At 62.4% G+C, this 20,439-nt stretch carries 20 protein-coding genes; 13 read left to right on the top strand and 7 right to left on the bottom strand.

The features are described 5' to 3' along the window. On the bottom strand, window positions 1–869 hold an 869-nt coding region (locus HMPREF3149_RS04570), incomplete at its 3' end, for a hypothetical protein (RefSeq protein WP_141741452.1). Between the two features lie 212 nt (window positions 870–1,081). Here HMPREF3149_RS04570 and HMPREF3149_RS04565 point away from each other — a divergent pair. Together HMPREF3149_RS04565 and HMPREF3149_RS04560 are read left to right on the top strand one after the other, a co-directional pair. Next, window positions 1,082–2,401 carry an O-acetylhomoserine/O-acetylserine sulfhydrylase gene (locus tag HMPREF3149_RS04565; protein ID WP_070536894.1) on the top strand — a complete coding sequence of 440 codons (1,320 nt, stop codon included), beginning with the start codon at window positions 1,082–1,084 and terminating at the stop codon, window positions 2,399–2,401. Continuing rightward, complete coding sequence (locus HMPREF3149_RS04560; RefSeq protein WP_256366413.1) at window positions 2,349–3,548, top strand: homoserine O-acetyltransferase MetX; 1,200 nt, start codon at window positions 2,349–2,351, stop codon at window positions 3,546–3,548. Before HMPREF3149_RS04565 ends, HMPREF3149_RS04560 begins: the two co-directional genes overlap by 53 nt. On the opposite strand, the gene HMPREF3149_RS04555 is transcribed toward HMPREF3149_RS04560, so the two are convergent. Together HMPREF3149_RS04555 and HMPREF3149_RS04550 are read right to left on the bottom strand one after the other, a co-directional pair. Continuing rightward, window positions 3,545–3,859 (bottom strand): DUF3017 domain-containing protein, encoded by a 315-nt coding sequence (locus HMPREF3149_RS04555; RefSeq protein WP_070536898.1) that lies wholly within the window; start codon window positions 3,857–3,859, stop codon window positions 3,545–3,547. The two genes, HMPREF3149_RS04560 and HMPREF3149_RS04555, sit on opposite strands and share 4 nt — an antisense overlap. 77 nt (window positions 3,860–3,936) lie before the next feature. After that, window positions 3,937–4,791 (bottom strand): bifunctional methylenetetrahydrofolate dehydrogenase/methenyltetrahydrofolate cyclohydrolase, encoded by an 855-nt coding sequence (locus HMPREF3149_RS04550; RefSeq protein WP_070536893.1) that lies wholly within the window; start codon window positions 4,789–4,791, stop codon window positions 3,937–3,939. 24 nt (window positions 4,792–4,815) lie between these two features. Here HMPREF3149_RS04550 and HMPREF3149_RS04545 point away from each other — a divergent pair, with 24 nt between their 5' ends. The 6 genes from HMPREF3149_RS04545 (at window position 4,816) to HMPREF3149_RS04520 (ending at window position 10,861) form a co-directional block, all read left to right on the top strand. After that, window positions 4,816–5,286 (top strand): tRNA (cytidine(34)-2'-O)-methyltransferase, encoded by a 471-nt coding sequence (locus HMPREF3149_RS04545; RefSeq protein ID WP_070536892.1) that lies wholly within the window; start codon window positions 4,816–4,818, stop codon window positions 5,284–5,286. A gap of 600 nt (window positions 5,287–5,886) precedes the next feature. Further along, window positions 5,887–6,339 (top strand): chymotrypsin family serine protease, encoded by a 453-nt coding sequence (locus HMPREF3149_RS13290; RefSeq protein WP_141741451.1) that lies wholly within the window; start codon window positions 5,887–5,889, stop codon window positions 6,337–6,339. A gap of 50 nt (window positions 6,340–6,389) precedes the next feature. Next, window positions 6,390–8,285, top strand: coding sequence for a pyruvate kinase (locus HMPREF3149_RS04535; protein ID WP_371440947.1), 1,896 nt, complete (start codon window positions 6,390–6,392; stop codon window positions 8,283–8,285). 122 nt (window positions 8,286–8,407) lie between these two features. Further along, on the top strand, window positions 8,408–8,653 hold the full coding sequence (locus tag HMPREF3149_RS04530; RefSeq protein ID WP_070536889.1) for a FeoA family protein: 246 nt from the start codon (window positions 8,408–8,410) through the stop codon (window positions 8,651–8,653). 7 nt (window positions 8,654–8,660) lie between these two features. Next, window positions 8,661–10,592: a ferrous iron transport protein B gene (feoB, locus tag HMPREF3149_RS04525; RefSeq protein ID WP_070536888.1), complete on the top strand. Its 1,932-nt coding sequence runs from the start codon at window positions 8,661–8,663 to the stop codon at window positions 10,590–10,592. After that, window positions 10,592–10,861 (top strand): FeoC-like transcriptional regulator, encoded by a 270-nt coding sequence (locus HMPREF3149_RS04520; RefSeq protein WP_070536887.1) that lies wholly within the window; start codon window positions 10,592–10,594, stop codon window positions 10,859–10,861. The genes feoB and HMPREF3149_RS04520 overlap by 1 nt, the downstream gene beginning before the upstream one ends. On the opposite strand, the gene HMPREF3149_RS04515 is transcribed toward HMPREF3149_RS04520, so the two are convergent. Both HMPREF3149_RS04515 and HMPREF3149_RS04510 read right to left on the bottom strand, forming a co-directional pair. After that, complete coding sequence (locus HMPREF3149_RS04515) at window positions 10,833–12,254, bottom strand: PH domain-containing protein (RefSeq protein WP_070536886.1); 1,422 nt, start codon at window positions 12,252–12,254, stop codon at window positions 10,833–10,835. The genes HMPREF3149_RS04520 and HMPREF3149_RS04515 overlap by 29 nt on opposite strands. Further along, window positions 12,251–12,700 (bottom strand): PH domain-containing protein, encoded by a 450-nt coding sequence (locus HMPREF3149_RS04510; protein ID WP_042529479.1) that lies wholly within the window; start codon window positions 12,698–12,700, stop codon window positions 12,251–12,253. Before HMPREF3149_RS04510 ends, HMPREF3149_RS04515 begins: the two co-directional genes overlap by 4 nt. 58 nt (window positions 12,701–12,758) lie before the next feature. Between HMPREF3149_RS04510 and HMPREF3149_RS04505 the strand changes: the two genes are divergently transcribed. Together HMPREF3149_RS04505 and HMPREF3149_RS04500 are read left to right on the top strand one after the other, a co-directional pair. Next, complete coding sequence (locus tag HMPREF3149_RS04505) at window positions 12,759–13,019, top strand: helix-turn-helix transcriptional regulator (RefSeq protein ID WP_042529477.1); 261 nt, start codon at window positions 12,759–12,761, stop codon at window positions 13,017–13,019. A 7-nt stretch (window positions 13,020–13,026) separates the two neighbouring features. Further along, complete coding sequence (locus HMPREF3149_RS04500; RefSeq protein WP_070536885.1) at window positions 13,027–13,497, top strand: hypothetical protein; 471 nt, start codon at window positions 13,027–13,029, stop codon at window positions 13,495–13,497. Window positions 13,498–13,502: 5 nt separating this feature from the next. Here HMPREF3149_RS04500 and HMPREF3149_RS04495 read toward each other — a convergent pair whose 3' ends face one another. Continuing rightward, window positions 13,503–16,640, bottom strand: a complete 3,138-nt coding sequence (locus HMPREF3149_RS04495) for an error-prone DNA polymerase (protein ID WP_070536884.1) — start codon at window positions 16,638–16,640, stop codon at window positions 13,503–13,505. A gap of 164 nt (window positions 16,641–16,804) precedes the next feature. On the opposite strand from HMPREF3149_RS04495, the gene HMPREF3149_RS04490 reads away from it, so the two are divergent. The 3 genes from HMPREF3149_RS04490 (at window position 16,805) to HMPREF3149_RS04480 (ending at window position 19,528) form a co-directional block, all read left to right on the top strand. Next, window positions 16,805–17,704 carry a MetQ/NlpA family ABC transporter substrate-binding protein gene (locus tag HMPREF3149_RS04490; RefSeq protein WP_070536883.1) on the top strand — a complete coding sequence of 300 codons (900 nt, stop codon included), beginning with the start codon at window positions 16,805–16,807 and terminating at the stop codon, window positions 17,702–17,704. Window positions 17,705–17,807: 103 nt separating this feature from the next. After that, window positions 17,808–18,851, top strand: coding sequence for a methionine ABC transporter ATP-binding protein (locus tag HMPREF3149_RS04485; RefSeq protein ID WP_070536882.1), 1,044 nt, complete (start codon window positions 17,808–17,810; stop codon window positions 18,849–18,851). Further along, window positions 18,848–19,528 (top strand): methionine ABC transporter permease, encoded by a 681-nt coding sequence (locus tag HMPREF3149_RS04480; protein ID WP_042529467.1) that lies wholly within the window; start codon window positions 18,848–18,850, stop codon window positions 19,526–19,528. Before HMPREF3149_RS04485 ends, HMPREF3149_RS04480 begins: the two co-directional genes overlap by 4 nt. 16 nt (window positions 19,529–19,544) lie before the next feature. Here HMPREF3149_RS04480 and HMPREF3149_RS04475 read toward each other — a convergent pair whose 3' ends face one another. Further along, on the bottom strand, window positions 19,545–20,414 hold the full coding sequence (locus HMPREF3149_RS04475) for a sucrase ferredoxin (RefSeq protein ID WP_070536881.1): 870 nt from the start codon (window positions 20,412–20,414) through the stop codon (window positions 19,545–19,547). Window positions 20,415–20,439: the final 25 nt, after the last annotated feature.

Raw genomic sequence — 20,439 nt, 5'->3', positions numbered from 1 at the left:
ACTGCTACCAAATAGCCGGTCGCAACACCCTTGTCGGAATTCCTTATCACGTTAGAGCACAGTTCATCCATTGCCCTGAGAAGAACCGTTGTGTGCACTTCAGAAATGCCCTCGCTGCTCTCCACCGACACCGATGGGGACAATCCACATGCGTGCATCTTGTCAGCCCATTCCATCGCCGCACCTCGAACAGTGCGTCTACGGCCCCTTCCCGCTTGGCTTGCGACATGTGATAATGCCTCAGCGGCCCGTTGAACTTCCTGCATAACAAGATTTAACTGCCCCGAATCACCATGCTGAGCTGCCGCCAATTGCGCACCCAACGTGGCAATGCTTAATGGATTACCCACATTGTCATGCAAGTACTCCCGCAGTGATTCCTCTTGTTCACGCCGGACATCGGTGCTTCGTTTCACCGTTGCCTGCAAGCCAAATCCTAGTACCCATAAGAGCCCAGCAATTCCCATCACTGTTGTTGACGCCGCAAAAAGGGACGTAGAAAATGGTTCTCCTGGTTCTGCCCAGGAAGGAAAAAGAACAAACACCAGCGGAACATATCCAACGAGAAATATTCCTACAAGCCCCGTTCGCACAAAACCGAGAACAGCTAAGCAACAAATGAACAATGCACTGACCGCGTTCAACGCGTATCCATTGAGTCCTTGAGCGTTAAGGATAAGAAACAGAGCAAAAACAATCGCTATGGAAACTCGTGGACGAATACTAGAGATAGCCATCCCCAAGGCCAGCAGCAGCCAAAGAAAACTCATGGCACTCCACTCGGCAAGCGCCGCCCCGCAGGACACTATGACTGCCAAGCCGACCACGAACCTATGTATCAGCAACACTCCGCGATCAACAGTAGACACCATAAAGACGCTCCTCCGGTTTTCTAGATTTTATCGCCTACGTGCTTATCCGACCACGAAACTGGAAAAGATCTATCAACTCCGTTAGGGTGCTTCGAACACGATGAGACGATCATCAACCAACCGCTCGGTCTATTTTTATTCCGCCGCTCGCCTGCATTTTCCGGTAGGCCACTTACAGTTCTGAACCGCTTGGTCTAGCGTTGCCAAGCATGAGCACTAAGTACGATAATTCCGCAGTAAACGAGTGGTCTTTTGCCACCCGCGCCCTCCACGCCGGCCAGAACCTGGACGGCTCGACCAACGCACGCAACGTGCCGATTTACCAGACCACGTCGTACGTCTTCAACGATGCCGAGCACGCCGCCAACCGTTTTAACCTCTCGGATGCCGGCCCGATTTATACCCGCCTGACCAACCCCACCCAGGATGCTTTGGAGGCCCGCCTGGCATCGCTGGAGGGCGGTGTTGCCGCCGTAGCTTTTGCTTCCGGCCAGGCCGCCGAGACCGCCGCCATTTTTAATCTGGCCTCCGCGGGCGACCACATTGTTACCTCCCCGCGCCTCTACGGCGGAACCTCTACCCTCTTTACCGTCACTCTCAAGCGCCTCGGCATCGACGTCACCCTTGTGGAGAACCCGGATGACCCGGCCTCGTGGCAGGACGCCGTCCAGCCGAACACCAAAGCCTTCTACGGCGAGACCTTTGGCAACCCGGTCGCTGACGTCCTCGATATCCCGGCCATCGCCGAGGTCGCCCACGCAAACCAGATTCCGCTCATCGTGGACAACACCATCGCCACCGGCGCCCTGGCCCGCCCTCTGGAGCTGGGCGCGGACATCGTCGTGGTCTCCACCACGAAGTTCTACACCGGCAATGGTTCCGCCATCGGCGGCGCGATTATTGACGGTGGCTCCTTCGACTGGACCGTCACCCGCGACGGCGAGCCGGTCTTCCCCTACTTCGTCACCCCGGACGAGGCTTACCACGGCCTCAAGTACGCCGACCTGGGTGCGCCGGCCTTCGCCATCAAGGCGCGCGCGGGCCTGCTGCGCGATACGGGGGCTGCCATTTCCCCGTTTAACGCCTGGCTGACGCTCAATGGCATTGAGACGTTGCAGTTGCGCGTCGATAAGCACAATGCCAACGCCCAGGCCGTGGCTGAGTACCTGGAGGGCCACGCCAAGGTCACGAAGGTCAATTACGCGGGCCTGGATTCCTCGCCGTACAAGGCCACCAAGGAGAAGCTGGGTTATGCCTACACCGGTTCCGTGCTCTCCTTCGACATCGACGGCGGCCGTGAGGAGGCCTGGGCGTTTATCGACGCCCTGAAGCTGCACTCCAACCTGGCCAACATCGGTGACACGCGTTCCCTCGTGGTGCACCCGGCCACCACGACGCACTCCCAGTCCGATGAGGCAGCGCTGAAAGCTGCGGGCATTACCCAGGCCACGGTGCGCCTCTCCGTGGGCATCGAGGATGTCCAGGACATCATTGCTGACCTCGAGCGCGGGTTCCAGGCCATTGGCTAGCACCGTTCCCGAACTCGCGCCCGAGGGCGAGCTGGCCCAGGTCCCCATCGGAGATTTCACCACCGAGGCGGGCGCCGTGCTTGCCGACGCCTCCCTGGCCTACCAACGCTGGGGCGCCTTCGCCGGCGACCCCGACGGGGTCAACAACGTGCTGCTGGTGGAACATGCCCTCACCGGAGACTCCAACGTGGCAGAGTGGTGGTCTGACCTGGTCGGCCCCGGCAAGGCCCTGGACACCACGCGGTGGTGCGTTATCGCTACCAACGCCCTGGGCGGTTGCAATGGCTCCACGGGTCCAAGCAGCCTGCACCCGGATGGCGAGCCGTGGGGCGGGCGTTTCCCCGCATTGTCCATCAGGGATTTGGTTGAGGCGGAACACGCCTGCTTGAAGGAGCTGGGCATCTCTCGCGTCCATGCCGTGCTAGGCGGCTCGATGGGAGGGGCTCGCACGCTGGAGTGGAGCCTCATGCACCCGGAGAGCGTGTCAGCGGTGTGCGTGATTGCGGTCTCAGCCCGAGCGTCGGGCTGGCAGATCGGCATTCAGACCGCCCAGATTTCCGCGATTGAGCGCGATCCGTTCTGGCACGGCGGCAATTACTACCGCACGGATAAGACCCCGCGCGATGGCCTGGCCGCCGCGCGCCGCATCGCGCACCTGACGTATCGCGGCGAGCAGGAAATCGACGAACGTTTTGGTGCCTCACCGCAGCAGGGCGAAAACCCTTTGGGGCCGTACCGTCGGCTCAACCAGCGCTTCGCGGTGAACTCCTACCTGGATTACCAGGGCGGCAGGCTTACTGATCGTTTCGATGCCGGCTCCTACGTCGTGCTTACCGAGGCCCTCAACCGCCACGACGTCGGCCGCGGGCGCGGCGGCCTCATCAAGGCGCTGGCGGCCTCGCAGGTGCCGACAATGGTGGTGGGCGTGGACACGGACATCCTGTATCCCTATCACCAGCAGGAGCACATCTCCCGCAACGTCAATCAGTTACTAGCCATGGCCAAGATTGTCTCCCCCGTCGGCCACGATGCCTTCCTCACCGAAACACGCCAAATGAACCGAATCCTGCGCAACTTCCTGTTGCTCTCCGCCCCGAACGGCCTCGACGTCGGCCCCGCATACGTGGGAGATGAGTACTACATCTAGGAGCCGAGCGCGTCGATAGAAAAGGCCATAAACGCCATCGCCGCGCCGAGGATGCCGGTGAAACAGGCGTCGAAGCGCCGCGAGCGCACGGCCAACACGCCGACTCGTGAGGAGTCACAGGTCAGGCGCACCACCGTGAGCCACATCAGTGCCCCTCCCAGCAGCATGGTGGCGCGGCGCCAGTGCTCGGAAATCGCATAGATACCCGACACCGCCACCGCCGCCACGAACAACCCGATGGCTACCCACTGCACCACCGGCGGCAGCGGCGAGGGCTTGAGGTGGGCGTCATGTGGGTTCGCCAACGACACCGGCGGCTTGGCCGGTGCTGCTGGCGCTATCTGCGGACGCTCCCGGGGGCTCTGCGTGTGCATGGAACTGCTGCTAGCTACTGGGCGGCCAGCTTCTCGGCACGTTCGACGATGTTGCTCACCAGGAACGCGCGCGTCAACGGCCCCACACCACCCGGGTTCGGGGAGACAAAGCCGGCCTTCTCCCACACGTCCTCAGCCACGTCGCCGGCGAGTTTGCCATCGACGCGGGAGACGCCGACGTCGAGAACCGCGGCGCCTTCCTTAACCATGTCGGCGGTGAGCATGTGCGCCTTGCCGGCGGCAGCGATGATGACGTCGGCCGCACGGGTCTCCGCGGCTAGGTCCTTGGTGCCGGTGTGGCACAGCGTCACCGTGGAATTCTCGCTGCGGCGGGTGAGCATGAGGCCAATCGGGCGGCCCACGGTCACACCGCGGCCGATAACCACGACCTTCGCACCGTTCAGCTCCACACCGAAGCGACGCAGCAGGTGGATGCAACCGTTCGGGGTGCACGGAAGCGGGGCGTCCTCGTTGAGTACCAGCTTGCCCAGGTTGATCGGGTGCAGGCCGTCGGCGTCCTTAGCTGGGTCGATAAGCTCCAGCACGCGGTTTTCATCCAGGTGCTTCGGCAGCGGCAACTGAACGATGTAGCCAGTGCAGGCGTCGTCATTATTGAGTTCCTTGATGACGCGCTCGAGTTCCTCCTGGGTAACGTCGGCAGGCAAGTCCTTGCGAATCGAGTTGATGCCGAGCTTCTCGCAATCGCGGTGCTTCATCTTCACGTAGGAGTGCGAGCCCGGGTCATCACCCACCAGGACCGTAGCCAGGCCCGGGGTGATCCCCTTCTCCTTGAGGGCGGCCACGCGCTGGGCCAGGTCCTCAAAAATCTCGTCGCGGTACAGGTTGCCATCTAGTTTGGTAGCGGTCATGCCCACCATCCTAGACTGATGCCTATGAGCAGCCTGCACATCGTCTTCGACAACCCCGTGATCCCCACCAACACCGGCAACGCCATCCGCACCGCCGCCGTCACGGGCGCGAGCCTGCACCTCATCGAGCCACTCGGCTTCAACTTCGAGGACAAGCACCTCAAGCGCGCCGGCCTGGACTACCACGACCTGGCGGACCTGCAGATCCACAAAGATTTCGACACCTGTATGGAGGCCCTCCCCGGCGCGCGGGTCTTCGCCTTCACCACCCACACGGATAAGTGGTTCACGGACGTCGAATACCAGGAGGGCGATGTCCTCCTCTTCGGCACCGAGCCGACCGGACTGCCGGAGGAACACGCCTTCCACCCGCGCGTGACTGAGCGGGTGCGCATTCCCATGATGCCGGCGCGGCGCTCGATGAATTTGTCCAACGCGGCGTCGACAGCCGTGTACGAGGCCTGGCGGCAGCTCGGCTTCCGTGGCGCGATCTAAACGGTCGCAAGGAACATGGAGCGTGCCGTACACTGCCATTAGCTGTGAACAGCCTGCTTGTATCCTGTCCTCGCTACCGAAAGTGTCTGTATGGCTCTCCACACCACCACTGCTTCTCTGGGCCGCAACCGTCTTCTCGCGGCCCTCAGCGCCGCGGTACTGCTTACTAGTTGTTCTAACACCGATGCCGGGTCCGCATCTGACTCCCAAACCACCACTGAAAACTCGGCTGGGGCCGAAATTTCGGAGATTCTCGCTGCCCCCACAACGCCTACTGCGACGTTGAAAAACACAACTTCGGCCAGTACTTCAACGAATCGCCAGCAGCAAAACTCAGCTGAGCCGCCAGTGAGGCGGTCCGTAATCGACCCAGGAAACGATGCTTCCGGCCAAAGGGGGCGCGACGACAACCGAGGCATCTACTATCACAACTCTGTTGACTGGGAATGGCTAAAACAGCCAGGTGGAATCGTCCCTGGCGGAAGAATTGTCAACGAGACCAGAAATGGCACGTGCTCAACAGGTTTTCTCGCTTCCAAGGGAGAGCGCTTATTCATCATTACCGCAGGCCATTGCGGTGATCGCGGGGACCAGTTTTATGTGAGCGATGCACAGAACAATTGGTCTTACGTGGGAGAGATGGTCGAGTCTTACCTTCAAGAGTCTGCCGACGGAGGCATCTACGGCACTGATATCGGCCTCATCGAAATTACGGGCGACGCCCGCTATAGATCTACCCTCCCGCTCGATCTGCCCATGCAGGGATGGATCACACCGCAGGAAGCACAGCAAAGAAACATGATGATTTGTCGGCTCGGTGCAACGACCGGGTACTCGTGCGGTGAGTTTGAAAGTATTGGCAACGGCGGCCTTTTCTACTTTCGAAATATCTCTGATCGCGGCGATTCGGGCGGCGCGATCTTCGCGGTGGATGACTCCGGAGTGTGGGCGCTAGGAGTCAGTTCCAACGTCTCCGATAGCAACAAGACTCTTCTCGGTGCCATGGAGATCGGCAGCGCCATTAATCACTGGGGGCTGACCATCCACGGATAGCTCTAGCGCTTCCGTGGCGCGATCTAGTAAGTAGCGGCACAATAAGGGTGATATCCACCAGGAAGGAGCCCACCATGTCGAGTTTGCGCCCGCGTCTTGATGCCCTGATTGACCGCGTCGAGAAGGCCACCGCCGAATACACCGAACCTATTGCCAAGGTTGCGCCCAATCACCGCCCCGGCGCGGTCAACTTGGTGCGCTATATGGCACTGCGTTCCCAGGATGCGGTGGAGGTCCAAGAAGGCCTCAGTGCGCTGGGCGCGACGAGCCTGAGCCACCCGGAGCCGGCGGTGCTGGAGCGCCTGCATGCGGCGCGCAACGTGCTCGATGCTTTTGACGGCCAGGCTCCGACCTACCCCATGCAGGCCATCGCCACCGCCTATGCGGATGCTGACGACATCCTCGACGCGAACACCGAGGCGCTCCTCGGCCCGACACAGGAGGGCACCCATGCCCGCATCATGGTGACTCTTCCGTCCGAAGCCGCCGAGGATTACGACCTTGTTCTGGGGTTTGCCCGCGCGGGCATGGAGCTGGCCCGCATCAACTGTGCCCACGACGGTGAGGCCGCCTGGGAGAAGATGGTCGAGCACGTCCACCGCGCCGCCGCGGAGGTGGGTCGCGAGATTCTCATTTCCTGCGATATTGCCGGCCCCAAGGTGCGCACCGGCGCCATCGAGCCGGGGCCGCGAGTGGTTCGGATGCGCGGCGAGCGTTCCGCGGCGGGTGAATTGTTATCCCCGCCGACGCTGGTGCTTTCCGACGTCCCCCAGGCCGAGAAAGCCCAGGAGGTGGCGAAGGGGGCGTCGGCAAGCGTGGCTCGCCCGGCCATCGCCGTAGAGGTTGACGGCGCGTGGCTGACCGATCTGGAACCGGGCAGCGAGGTGCGTTTTACCGAGGCTCGCGGCCGTTCGCGGTCCTTCACCGTGGAGTCTGTAGAGGAGGACGTGGCGGTGCTGCGCGGCGAGCGCAATTGCTACCTAGCGGAGGGTACGGTGCTCAGCCACGGTGCCGAGACGACACAGGTGCGCGGGGTTCCCGCACTAGAGCAGAAAATTCGCCTCCACCGCGGCGATGAACTGGTGCTAAGCACCTCGCAGGAGCCGGCGCGGATTGCGGAAGACGAAGTGACAACGATTGGCTGCACCATCCCGGAGGTCGTCACCGCGCTCGAGGTGGGGCATGCCGTGATTTTCGATGACGGCGCCATTTCGGGCCGCGTCACCGAGGTCCGCACTCAGGGCGAGGACCGCGAGGCCGTCATTGCTATTGAGCACGCTGGGCCTAACGGCACCAACCTGGCAGCGTATAAGGGCATCAACCTTCCGGAGACCGACATCCCGCTGCCCAGCCTCACCGAGGAGGACATTGCGGCGCTGCGTTTCGTCGCCACGCACTGCGACATCGCAGCGGTGTCCTTCATCCGCACACCTGCTGACGTTTCCTTCCTCCTCAGCACCATCGAAGAGATTGCTGCGGAACAGGACTCCGAGGATATGGCACAGCGCGTGCGCAACCTGGGCGTCGTGCTCAAGATCGAGACGGTGCCCGCATATGAACAGCTGGGTACTGTGCTGCTGGAGGGCATGCGCCACGAGAAGTTCGGCATCATGATTGCGCGCGGTGACCTCGCCGTGGAGCTGGGCTTTGAGCGCATGGTGCAGGTTCCGGGGCGCATCATGAAGCTTGCTGAGGCCGCGCACATCCCGGTCATCATGGCCACGCAGGTGCTGGAGACCTTGGCTAAGACCGGCCTTCCCTCACGTGCCGAAATCACCGACGCCGGCTACGCCCTGCGTGCGGAGTGCGTCATGCTCAACAAGGGCCCGCACATCACGGAGGCCATCCAAATTCTTGACCGGATGTCTCGCAAGCTCGGCCGCTCGCGTCTGAAGAACCGCCAGATGCTGCGCCAGGTGGGCAGCTGGACGCATCCGAACGGCTAACACGTGACGCGACTGCGTCACGTGGTGAGGATCACCTAAAAAGTGCACGTCAGAAGTAGGTAATTTCTTCTTTACTTAGGGTAACCTATATAGGAATACACGATAGGAAGAGAGCCGACCATATGTTGTCTGGGTGCCCACGGCAGACTGCCGACGCCATCCCCACCGGATGCACCGTAACCTTGGGTAGCGAATGTATTTCCTGCACCTGCGATGCCGCCTTGGCAGTGCGCTTGGGAGAGCTGGGCATCCGTCCCGGCGCCACGCTCACCATGGGCCCGCGCGTGGCCGGTGGCGCACGGGTGGTCTCGGTGGGTAACTGCCGTTACGCCATCGATAAGGCAACTCTCAAAGCCATCGAGGTCTAGCTTATCCATGGCCTCCTCCCCTAGCTGCCACGGCGATCCGGGCGGCGCGCTCGCCCCTGCTGGCGCACCCATCCTCGCCCTTGTCGGCTCCCCCAACTCTGGTAAATCCACCCTGTTCAACGCCCTGACCGGTGCGAAAGCGCAGACCGGCAACTGGCCGGGAACCACGGTGGAGGTCAGCCGCGGCGCATGGAAACTTGGTGAGTCTACCGCCGATCTCATTGATTTTCCCGGCACCTATTCGCTCGATCCGCTCAGCCCGGATGAGGCGCTGACCCGCGCCATGCTCATTGAGTGTGCTGAGGACGAGCGTCCCGATACCGTCGTGGTGGTCGTCGATGCCACCGCGGTGGCCCGCGGCCTCAACGTCGCGCTCCAGCTGGCAGAGCAGCCGTACCGCCTCATCATCGCCCTGACCAAGACCGACGTGGCCCTTAACCAAGGCCAGGCGGTTGATGCCGCAGCGCTCGCCGAGGCCACGTCGATCCCGGTGGTGGTTGTGGATGGGCGTAGGAGGGAAGGCGTCGAGAAGCTGCGCGAGGTCGTGCTCGAGTCTTTGGCTCACCACCCGGTGCAGCTGCGTGAGAATACCGGGCTGGAGGGGCGCTTCGCGGAGCTGGACGCGGCGGCGAAGGCCTCGGTGAGCGAGGTCGAGCACGCCACTCCCCTTTCGCACCGACTCGATGCCGTGGCACTCCACCCGGTTGTCGGTCCCTTGCTGTTTTTGGCCGTCATGTGGCTGGTTTTCCAGATCACCACGACGGTGGCCGCTCCCCTTCAGGACGGATTGGAGGCGTTGGTCTCCGGGCCGCTGAGCGATTGGGCTCGGGCGGGGCTTGAGGCCATCGGCCTGGGTCACCCCCTCATTACGGGCCTGCTTGTCGACGGCCTCATTGGCGGCGTCGGCATGGTCCTCACCTTCGCCCCACTGATGGCGCTGATGTTCTTGTGCTTGGCGGTGCTGGAAGATTCCGGCTACATGGCACGCGCGGCGGTGGTGACGGATCGCCTGATGCGGGCCATTGGCCTGCCGGGCAAGGCCTTTATCCCGATCGTCGTGGGCTTTGGCTGTAATGTGCCCGCGATTTCGGCCACGCGCGTGCTGGGCAGCCCGCGCCACCGCATCATGACTGCGCTGCTCATCCCGTTTACGTCATGCTCGGCACGCTTGGTGGTGTTCGTGATGCTCTCGGCCACGTTCTTCCCCGACCATGCCGGCAGCGTGGTGTTTCTTATGTACGTCATCTCGATTGCGCTACTCGTACTCGTGGGCTTGGCGCTGCGCAAGACTCTGTGGCGCGCGGTTCCGGAGGAAGCGCTGGTCATTGACTTGCCGACATATCAGCTGCCCACCGCGCGGTTGGCGCTGAGCGTCATGTGGACGCGCTTGAAGGGGTTCTTGAACACTGCCGGCGGCATCATCGTGAGCACGGTGGTCGTGGTGTGGCTACTCATGGCCATCCCCGTCGGCGCGGCCGTACACGACACCACCTTGGGCGAGCCCCCGGCCCCGGAGGATTCTGCTTACGGCGCAGTTGCCCACGCCATCGCTCCGGCCTTTGCTCCGGCAGGCTTCGATTCCTGGTCCCTGGCCGGCCCGCTGGTCACCGGTTTCGTGGCCAAGGAGGCACTGATTTCGACATGGGCACAGACTTACGCCGTCGACGATGTCACCGATGCTTCCGCCGAAGAGCAATCCCACAGCGCGCTCAGTGACCACGTGCGTCAAGATTTCGAGCAGGCGTCCGGCGGCCATACCCTGGCAGCGGTGTGGGCGTACATGCTCTTCCTTTTGGCCTACACTCCCTGCGTGGCCACGATTGCGGCGCAGCGCCGCGAGATTGGTTGGCGATGGACGCTTTTTGGCTTCGGCATGCAGCTTGTCACCGCGTGGGTGCTGGCCGTGGCAGCCTTCCAAATTTTGAAGGTGTTTATCTAATGCCTGCCTCCCCCATTCAGGCCGTGCAAGGAGCTATCGAATCTGGCGTGCGCTCGCGTGCCGCCATCGCCCAGGAGACCGGGCTAGAACCCGGCACGGTGGATCTCATCCTGGACCACCTCACCGCTTCCGGTGTGCTCGACATGGAGCCGCTGGGCTCCTGCCCCGCGGGCGGGTGCGGGTCCTGTTCTTCCGCCTCCGCCTGCGCGGGCCCCAGCAACACCCGCGGGCCGGTGCTGCTTAAGCTTCGCCGCCCTGCGGACCGCTAATCGGCCCCTCCAGAGTCGGCAGGCGGCGGGTGCGCAGGCGAGTGAGAAGCTCGGAAGCGTCGGCAGGTGTGAGGTCCTGACCCGCCATCCTGACTGGGCCCGCGACGAGGTCGAAGCGCACGGTGCGCACGCCGGCGAGGTGGCTCAACGGCCCCACTTTCAGCGTGAGCTCCTGAATGTGAGGGGTGCCAATTACCATGACGCGGCGGTTGACACGGCCGCGGTGGACGATGGCGACCGGCTGGGGTTCATCCACCAACGTCACCGACTGCTGCTTGCGGTCGATAGGGCTGACCCACGTCGCGCGCCGCGGCGAGGTGTACGTGGGCTGCGTGTGTCCTTCGGGTCGGGCGTAGTCCTCAATCTGTGTGCGGTCCAAATCAGAAACGAGCGCCAGCAGCTCCAGTGCCTGCTCGCGGGTACCTACCGGCAGGATGCGCGTAGAACCTGACTGTTTGCCGCTGCTCTTCGCGCCATAGCCTGCGACCGACACGTGCACCTCGTACCAGCCAAACATTCGCCACAACAAAGGCTGGCTGACCCGAACACCGTGGATGCGATTGATGCGGATGGTCTGACGGCGACGATCCGCTAAGCCATAGGAGATGTTGAGGGAGTTAGAGGGGGCGTCGTGAAGCGCGGTGAACGTCCACGAGGAATCCACCAGGCTCCACACGCGGCCTAGGTAGCCCACGATGACCGGCAGAAGCGCCGTCCACATGCCAGGAATAAAGAGCAACCCACCGATGAAGATCGCGGTCACGAGTGTGGGCAGACGAAACAGCTCCGCAAGAAGCGTGCGCAGGATAGGAATCTCCGGAATCAAGGCATCCGCGGCGGGTTCTTCCTCTACCTCCACGCTCGGTGCAGTTGCCGAGCCCCCTCCGTGCGTGCGGCGCAGCAATTCTTCACGCAGCTCTTCCGCCTTCGCCTTGGACAGGTACTCGATCTTGATGACGGATGACCTACCGCCAGCGGTCTCCACGCGCACCGTAGCCAATCCCAGCAAGCGTGCAATGACGGATTCCACCACATCCACAGCCTGAATGCGCTCATAGCGCGCGGAGCGGAATGACGTGGAAATAACACCATGCCGTAGTGCAATTTCATCCTCGGTGAGCTTGTAGCCCAACTTGCGCCACCAGATGCTGGACACCAGCCAGATGACCGCGCACAATAGCACGAAGCCACCGATACCGAGCAGCGTTCCGCGTCCAACCTCGCCTAGGTGACCACCTTGCAGGTAGGACAGAACGTCGGAGAGCATCGAGGCGTTGATATTGAGAACAAAGACGGCCACCAGGGCCAGAATCAGCGACCAAAAGCGCAGCAGTGGGGTGAGGCGATGGACGCGGGTGTAGCCGTCGACGTCGACAAGCGCGCGATCCTTCACAGTCCGCTCATCCTCTCACGTGCCTTGATGGCGAGGCGTTCGCGCAGGGCATCGGCGTCAACTGCGGGTAGGCCGGGGATGGTGGCATCGCTGCTTGGCGACGCCGTATGCAGCTTCACCTTTTTCAGTCCCATCGCCCGTTCCACGGGGCCGGCGGTGACGTCGACGAACTGGATACGGCCGTAGGGCACGACGGTGAAGGTGTGCCAGATTTTGCCGCGGGTGACTAAGAGTTCGTCTGCGGTCTCCTGCCAACCTAGGTTTTTCACCTGCGCGGGAATGAGCCAGAGCTCATACAGCGCCCACACAACGAGTGCGCCGGCCACCCAGTAGAGCCAGTCCCAGAAGAAATATGCAGCGGCTGCTGCGAGGGCGGCGAGGATAATATCCCAGCTCAAATTCGTGATGTAGCGGGCCTTGGTGAGCTTAGGCGATACCGGATTCATGCCACCATTTTAACACGGACCCTTGACAAGTCGTTGGGTTTATACAACACTGTGATGCATGTCCCCAAAGAAAAAGCCCACACGCCCATTATTTAACCGGGTGCGCGTGCTCCGCGTTGAACGGGACATGACGCGTGCGCAGCTTGCCGAGATGATTGGGGTCAACCCCCAAACCATCGGCGCGCTCGAACGCGGCGACCACTCCCCCAGTTTGGATCTCGCTTTCAACATCTGCGAAGTCTTCAACCTGCCTGTGGAAGCCGTGTTCTCCCGGACCGAATTCACCCCTATGTCCTCCGAAATCTATCGCAAAGGATAAACCACACATGTCCGCCTCTATTCCCGATTCCGTAAAGACCCGCAAGCGCTACATCACCCTGGCCGACTTGCCCGCCGGCCTCATCATTCTTTCCCTCGCCCTGCAGTTCTGGTCCCTGTTCACCTCGCTGATGGTGGCCGCCCTCGGAACGTTGCTGTGCGCGCTCATGACCACGCGCCTGCGCACAACCATCAACTCGGCAGACCTGCCCACAGCGGAGCTCGATGAGTACCAGATGCAGCAGCACGTCGAAGCGCGCGACGACGGCCTCAAGTACTCCCTCGCCGCACTTGTCATCCTGCTGCTGGTCACCGGCGTCATTAGCTGGGGAGCAAAGACCATGCCCATCATGGATGGCGTGTTCGTCTCCTTGCTCTACTTCAAACTCATCCTGCTCTTGCTGGTGTGGCTGCCCTTCTCCGTGGCGCGCTCCCTCGCTGGAAAGATGAACCGCGACGAGCTCATCTCCAAGGAGTAAACCATTTAGCGGAAGTCCCGCGAGCCGCGCGAGAGTGCCTCACCAAAGGCCAGCGGCTCCAGCTGGTCCGCGGCAATGGTGACCGCGCCAGAGGCATTCTGCACGATGCCACGCACGATGAGCGCGGGCGCGGTGCGGGCGGTGACCTTGTCCCGGGCCCACAAACCGGGCGTGACCATGACGTTCATCAACCCGGTCTCATCCTCCAATCCAAAGAACACCACACCGCCTGCAGTCTGCGGGCGCTGGCGGTGCGTGACCACCCCGGCAATGCGCACGCGAGTGCCGTCCTCCACGCCTGGCAAGTCCGCGGCACACAGTATCCCGCGGGCCCGCAGCGCCCCGCGCGCCTGCTCCATCGGCTGCTGGTCGTGCGTCACTCCGGTGCTTGCCACATCCGCCGCCATGAGCTCAAACGCACTCATCCCGGGAAGCGCGGGCGCCGCGATGGCCGACAGCCCCGGCAGCATCCCCGCCCGCTCCGTCGCCGCCACACCGGCCTGCCACAGCGCTTGACGCCGCTCCACCCCAAAGACATCCAGGGCCCCCGCCACCGCGAGGGCCTCCACGTGATCGACGGTGAGATCAGCTCGGCGGGAAAGATCCGGAACGCTGCTAAACGGCGCGGCCGCCTCAATGCGATCAGCGGCCTTATCGCCCAGCCCCTTGATGAGGTTGAGCCCCAAACGGATACGCACCTGACCATCCTCCCCCACCACGGTGCGGGCCTCGCGACCCGAATCGTTAACAGTGGCCGGCAGCACCTCCACGCCGTGACGGCGCGCATCCTGAATAAGGGACTGCGGCGAGTAGAAACCCATCGGCTGCGCGCGCAACAGACCCACACAAAACTGCGCCGGATAGTAGCGCTTAAACCACGCCGAAAAGTACACCAAAGAGGCAAAAGACTGCGAGTGGGACTCCGGGAAGCCATAGGCGGCAAAAGCCACAATCTTGGTCCACAGCTTGTCCGCGACCTCGCCGGTAATCCCGTTGGTCTCACACAATCCGTCATAGAAGCGCTGCTTGAGCGCGGCCATCCTCTCCGGCGAACGCTTCGAGCCCATCGCGCGGCGCAGGTCATCGGCCTCTGCACCGCTAAAGCCGGCGGCATCGACGGCAATCTGCATCAGCTGCTCCTGGAAAAGCGGAATGCCCAGCGTCTTGCCCAGGGATTTCTCCAGCACCGGATGGTCGTACTCCACCGGCTCTTTACCATCGCGGCGGCGCAGGTAAGGATGCACCGACCCGCCCTGGATGGGGCCGGGGCGAATGAGCGCGACCTCCACCACGAGGTCGAAGAAGACCCGCGGCTTGAGCCGCGGCAGCGTATTAAGCTGTGCGCGCGATTCCACCTGGAACACGCCCACCGCATCCGCGCGGCAGAGCATGTCATAGACGTCAGGGTCCGCCAGGTCCAGCTCCCACAGGTTGACCTTCCGGCCGGTGGTCTCCTCCACCAAATCCATCATGTGATGCAGGGCCTCGAGCATGCCCAAGCCCAGCATGTCGAACTTCACCAACCCCGCCGCGGCGCAGTCGTCCATATCCCACTGCAGCACCGAACGGTTCTCCATGCGCGCCCACTCCACGGGCACGACATCCGCAATCGGCCGGTCACACAACACCATGCCACCAGAGTGAATGCCCAGGTGGCGCGGCTGGCCGAGGAACTGCTCGGCTAAGGATTCGACGTCGCCAGGCGCGGGTGCTACGCCTTTCGACCACGCATCGGCCGAGCCTTGCGGATAGCCCAACGCCCGGGCAGCATCCCGCAGCGCGCCTTTGCGACGGTAGGTGATCACGTTGGCCACCTGCGCGGCACGCTCGCGGCCATGCTTGGCGTAGACGTACTGGATAACCTCCTCACGCCGCCCGGATTCAATATCAATATCAATATCCGGCGGGCCGTCTCGGTCCGGGGACAAAAAGCGTTCAAAGAGCAGCCCGGCGGAAATCGGCTCCGCATTCGTAATCCCCAGCGCGAAACACACCGCTGAATTCGCCGCCGAGCCGCGCCCCTGGCACAGGATGTTCTCCCGCCGGCAAAAATCCACGAAGTCGCACACAATAAGGAAGTAACCCGGAAAACCAAGCTGCTTGATAACGCCCAGCTCGTACCTCATCTGCTCCCAGGCCCTGCGCCGAATTTCCTCGGGACGCGAGGCATAGCGCGCCGCCGCGCGCTCGAAGGTGAGATGCTCGAGCCACGACATTTCGGTGTGACCCTCCGGCACATCGAAATCCGGCAAGTTGGGAGCGAGCGCCTCCCAGGTGAAGCTGCACTCTTCGAGGACCCGTATGGTTTCCGCGATGAGTTCTGGCCGGTCTGGAAGCAATTGCGCCATCTGATCCCCAGAGCGCAGCCAGGGAGCACCCATGGGGTGGGAGTTGGGGGAGGCGTCGACAAGCGCGAGGCGCTGGGCCAGCGCAAGCTTGGCCCCAGCCAGCCTGGCACGGTCCCGCGTAGCCGCAGCGGGCCGGGCAGTGGCAATGGCGCGCGGAACGGGGAGATTATCCAGCGCCGCGTGGTGGTCGGCGTCCTCCGGAGTTTGGGTACAGGAGTACTCCAAAACCATGCTGTCTATTTTAATTCTTTCGCTCAAAAGATCGAAATGCTCTGCCCATTCCCACCCCACAAGGAAGAAACAATGCTCCTGCAACTCCGCCGCAATATCCGCCAACGGCGGATAGGATACCGCGCCCTTCTCCCCCGCCTCCATGCGCGCGCGGGAGATGAGCCGCGACAGACGGCGATAACCCTCCGGAGTGCGCGCCAGGACGGTCAGCGGAGCCGGATCAAGACTGAGCTCCGCGCCAAAAACGGCAGGCAGCCCCACCTTAGCGGCCGCCTCCGCAAACTTCATGAGCCCATAGAATCCATCCCTGTCTACCAGAGCCATTCCCTGCAAACCCAGCCCGACGGCGCGCGCTACAAGCTCTTCCGGCTCGGACGCGCCCCGCAAAAAGCTATAGGAGCTCACCGCATGCAACTCCGCGAAGGGCACAGTAGAGTGCCCCACCTTCGGCTCATCCGTAGTCTGCGGCAGATGGTCCACCGACACCGGAATGGGCCCCGGGCGGCCGGACAGAATCCGCTCCACGCGGGACCACGGCAGCGCTGCACCCCCGTTGAACCTCATAGCCCCACACCCTAAATTAGAACAATAGTTCGCGTCAAGGTTTTCGTTGAACAATCACCGAAATAGACAAAGCGGTTCAATCATTGCTAGTTTTCGAGCAGTGTAATCACCTGCGGCATCCCTGCATGCCGCACAAACAATGAAGAAGGGACACTAGACCCATCATGAGCATCCGTCGCGCACTCGCTGCCACCTCCGCAGCCGTCATCGCCGCCACCGGCCTGGTTGCCTGCTCCTCCGATTCCTCGGACTCCGCTGAGTCCAAGGACTCCGGCGAGGCCATCACCAAGGACTCCACCATCACCATCGGCACCACCGATGCCAACATGGAAGAGTGGGCTGTCTTCCAGGACCTGGCCAAGGAGGCTGGCTACGACGTAAAGCTGGAGAACTTCGCGGACTACAACACCCCGAACCAGGCTCTGGATCAGGGCCAGCTGACCGCTAACAAGTTCCAGCACCTGCAGTTCCTCGCTAAGTACAACCAGGGCAACGGCACCGACCTCGTTCCGCTGGCATCCACCGAGATTTACCCGCTGGCCATCTACTGGAAGGACCACGAGGATCTCTCTGACGCCGAGGGCCAGGAAGTTGCCATCCCGAATGACTCCACCAACCAGGGCCGCGCTATCGGCCTGCTGGCTCAGGAGGGACTGGTTACCCTCAAGGAGGACAGCCCGCTGATCCCGACTCCGCTCGACATCGACGAAAAGAAGTCCAAGGTCACCGTCACCCCAGTCGACGCCGCCCAGACTCCGGCCGCGTACGGCGAGGGCAAGCCGGCCGTCATCAACAACTCCTTCCTGGAGCGCGCCGGCATTGACCCGAAGTCCGCTGTTGCGCAGGATGACCCGAACTCCACCGAGGCCGAGCCGTACATCAACGTATGGGCCGTACGTGCAGAGGACGCAGACAACGAGACCCTCCACGAGCTGGCCAAGCTGTGGAAGGATCCGAAGGTCACCGAAGCTGTCCTGAAGTCCTCCGGTGAGACCGCCGTGGCTGTGGACCGCCCGCAGGAGGAGCTCCAGGAGATTCTGGACCGCCTCGAAGAAGAAGCCTAAGCTCCCCGCTACTCCACATGTCCCCCCGCGTTCACGCTGAAGTGCGTGGCCGGGGGATTTGGCCGTTACACACGATTCACATAACCCCACAAGGACACCCCACGTGACTGACTACTCTGGCGCCCAGCGCGGCACCCGGATTGAGTTCCACAACATCACCAAGGTCTTTAAGAACAAAAAGACCACTACTAAAGCACTCGACAATGTCTCCCTGACCGTCGAGTCCGGCGAAATTGTCGGTATCATCGGCTTCTCCGGCGCAGGTAAGTCCACGCTGGTGCGCATGATCAACGGCCTCGATACCCCAACGTCGGGAGAGCTGCTTCTCGACGGCACCAATGTCGTCGGTATGCCCGAAAAGCAACTGCGCGGCATCCGCCGCAACATCGGCATGATCTTTCAGCAGTTCAACCTCATGTCCTCACGCACCGCGGCGGGCAATATTGAATACCCGTTGAAGCTGCAGGGCGTCGACAAGCAGGAGCGTAAAAAGCGCGTCCAGGAGCTGCTCGACTTCGTCGGCTTGTCTGACAAGGGCGATAACTACCCGGAGCAGCTCTCCGGTGGCCAGAAGCAGCGTGTTGGCATTGCCCGCGCATTGGCGACGCAGCCTTCGCTGTTGCTTGCGGACGAAGCCACCTCCGCTCTCGACCCCACCACCACACACGAGGTCCTCGACCTTTTGCGCAAGGTCAACCGCGACCTCGGCATCACCATCGTGGTCATTACCCACGAGATGGACGTCGTGCGCTCCATCGCCGACAAGGTCGCCGTCATGGAGGCCGGCCGCGTCATTGAGGACGGCAGCGTCTACGAGGTCTTCTCCCACCCGAAGACGAGCGTGGCCGAGAAGTTCGTGGCGACGTCGCTGCGCAACACCCCGGACATCGTCGAAGCCGATGATCTTCTGGCTCACGAAGGCCGCCTGTTCACCATCAACCTGACCGAGAAGTCCGGCTTCTTCGACGCTGCCGGCAAGCTCGGCGACAAGGGCGTATCCATCGCCGTCGTCCACGGCGGTATTACGACCCTGCAGAAGCATTCCTTCGGCAAGCTCACCGTGCGCCTCAACGGCCCGGCAGAGGCCATCGAAGAATTCTACGCCCACATGCAACGCACCACCGAGATTGAGGAGATTCAACGATGACCGTCACTTACCTCGCGGAGGCCAACTGGGACCGTCTAAGTGGCACGCTTGTCGACGCCATCAAAGACACCCTCATCATGGTCGCCACCACCATGGTGCTCGCCGGCCTCATCGGCCTCGTTCTGGGTATCTTGCTCTACACCACCCGCCCAGGCGGCATCCTGCAGAACAAGGTTATTTACTTCATCATCAATATCCTGGTGAATTTTATCCGTCCGATTCCGTTCATTATCTTGCTGGCCTTTGTCCAGCCACTCACGGTGGCGGTGTTGGGCAGTTCCATTGGCCGCGGACCAGCAACGTTCGTCATGGTCATCGCTGCAACCTTTGCGGTGGCGCGCATCGTGGAGCAAAACCTCGTGGCGCTGGATCCGGGCGTCATTGAGGCGGCCCGCGCCATGGGCGCCTCACCGTGGAAGATCATCACCACAGTCATCGTCCCAGAAGCGCTGGGCCCGCTGGTGTTGGGCTACACCTTCCTGTTCATCGGCATCGTCGACATGTCCGCCATGGCCGGCTACGTCGGCGGCGGCGGCTTGGGTGACTTCGCCATCGTTTACGGTTACCGCGCCTTCGAGTGGGAAGTCACCGTGGTGGCTACCCTCATCATCATCGTGCTCGTGCAGGCAGCTCAGTTCTTCGGCAACTGGCTGTCAGCGAAGATTATGCGCCGCTAGCCGCGTCGCGTCCTACCTACGTGTCGCGTCCTAAGACGCGACACGCGACATAAAAGCGAGAGGTCTTTGGCTCGTCTCCGCAGGAGGAGACGACGCCGGAGGCCTCTTTTTCTTCCAGCTCCACAACCCACGCGCGGCCATCGGCATGCCGCACGGTGACACTGTCCCCCGCAGCAGCCTCAGCTGCTGCGTCGACGTGGAGGTCGCCGTAGTGGAGGGTTTCGGGGGCGTCGAGAAGCATCCGCGCCACCGCAAGTTCCGCTACCTGGCCCTGCGGTGTGTTCAGTCCCGAGCCGCGGTTCGCTGGGTAAAAGTACTCGCCGCGCAGCGCCTTGCCCACGAGCTCGCGGCCGGCCTCCACGTTGAGGCGCCCGAAGGAATAACCCCACGGCATGAGCAGCACCGACGGCGCGAAGCGATGGCCCTTGGTGTGCGAGGTCTCCCACACCGTCTCCTCATATTCACAGGCTAGCGACGCCGCCAGTGGGCGGCCCTTCACCGCGCAGCAGGCATCGCGTTTAGCGTGCGTGCACACCAGTACCAGCGGCAGGCAGGTGCCGCGCGGGTTCTCCAAGTCGAGGTCGAGGATGTCCTCCGGGCCGTTGAGGATGTAATCCTGTACCAGGCCCTCCTGCGCCCAGACGATAAAGCAGCGGAAATGTCCCGTTCCACGCTCCCGCCCGGCGCGTCCAGGGCGGCGGATGAGCTGGAGGCCAGCTACCCCCTTGAGCTTAGCTTTGAGCTTGTCGGTGAGGCCGGGGCCGAAGGTGTGGCCGTCAAGAACATCGCGGGACCAGGCCGCGGGCCACTCGAAGAGAACGTAGACGGATTCTTGCTTAGCGGTACCAGCCAGGGGTTCGACCTGGATGTCAGAGCAGAAGGTCATGGCTCCAGTTTAACTGTCATCACTT

The organism is Corynebacterium sp. HMSC05E07, assembly GCF_001807225.1.
Lineage (GTDB): Bacteria > Actinomycetota > Actinomycetes > Mycobacteriales > Mycobacteriaceae > Corynebacterium > Corynebacterium singulare.
This window is presented reverse-complemented; position numbering and strand designations above follow the sequence as displayed.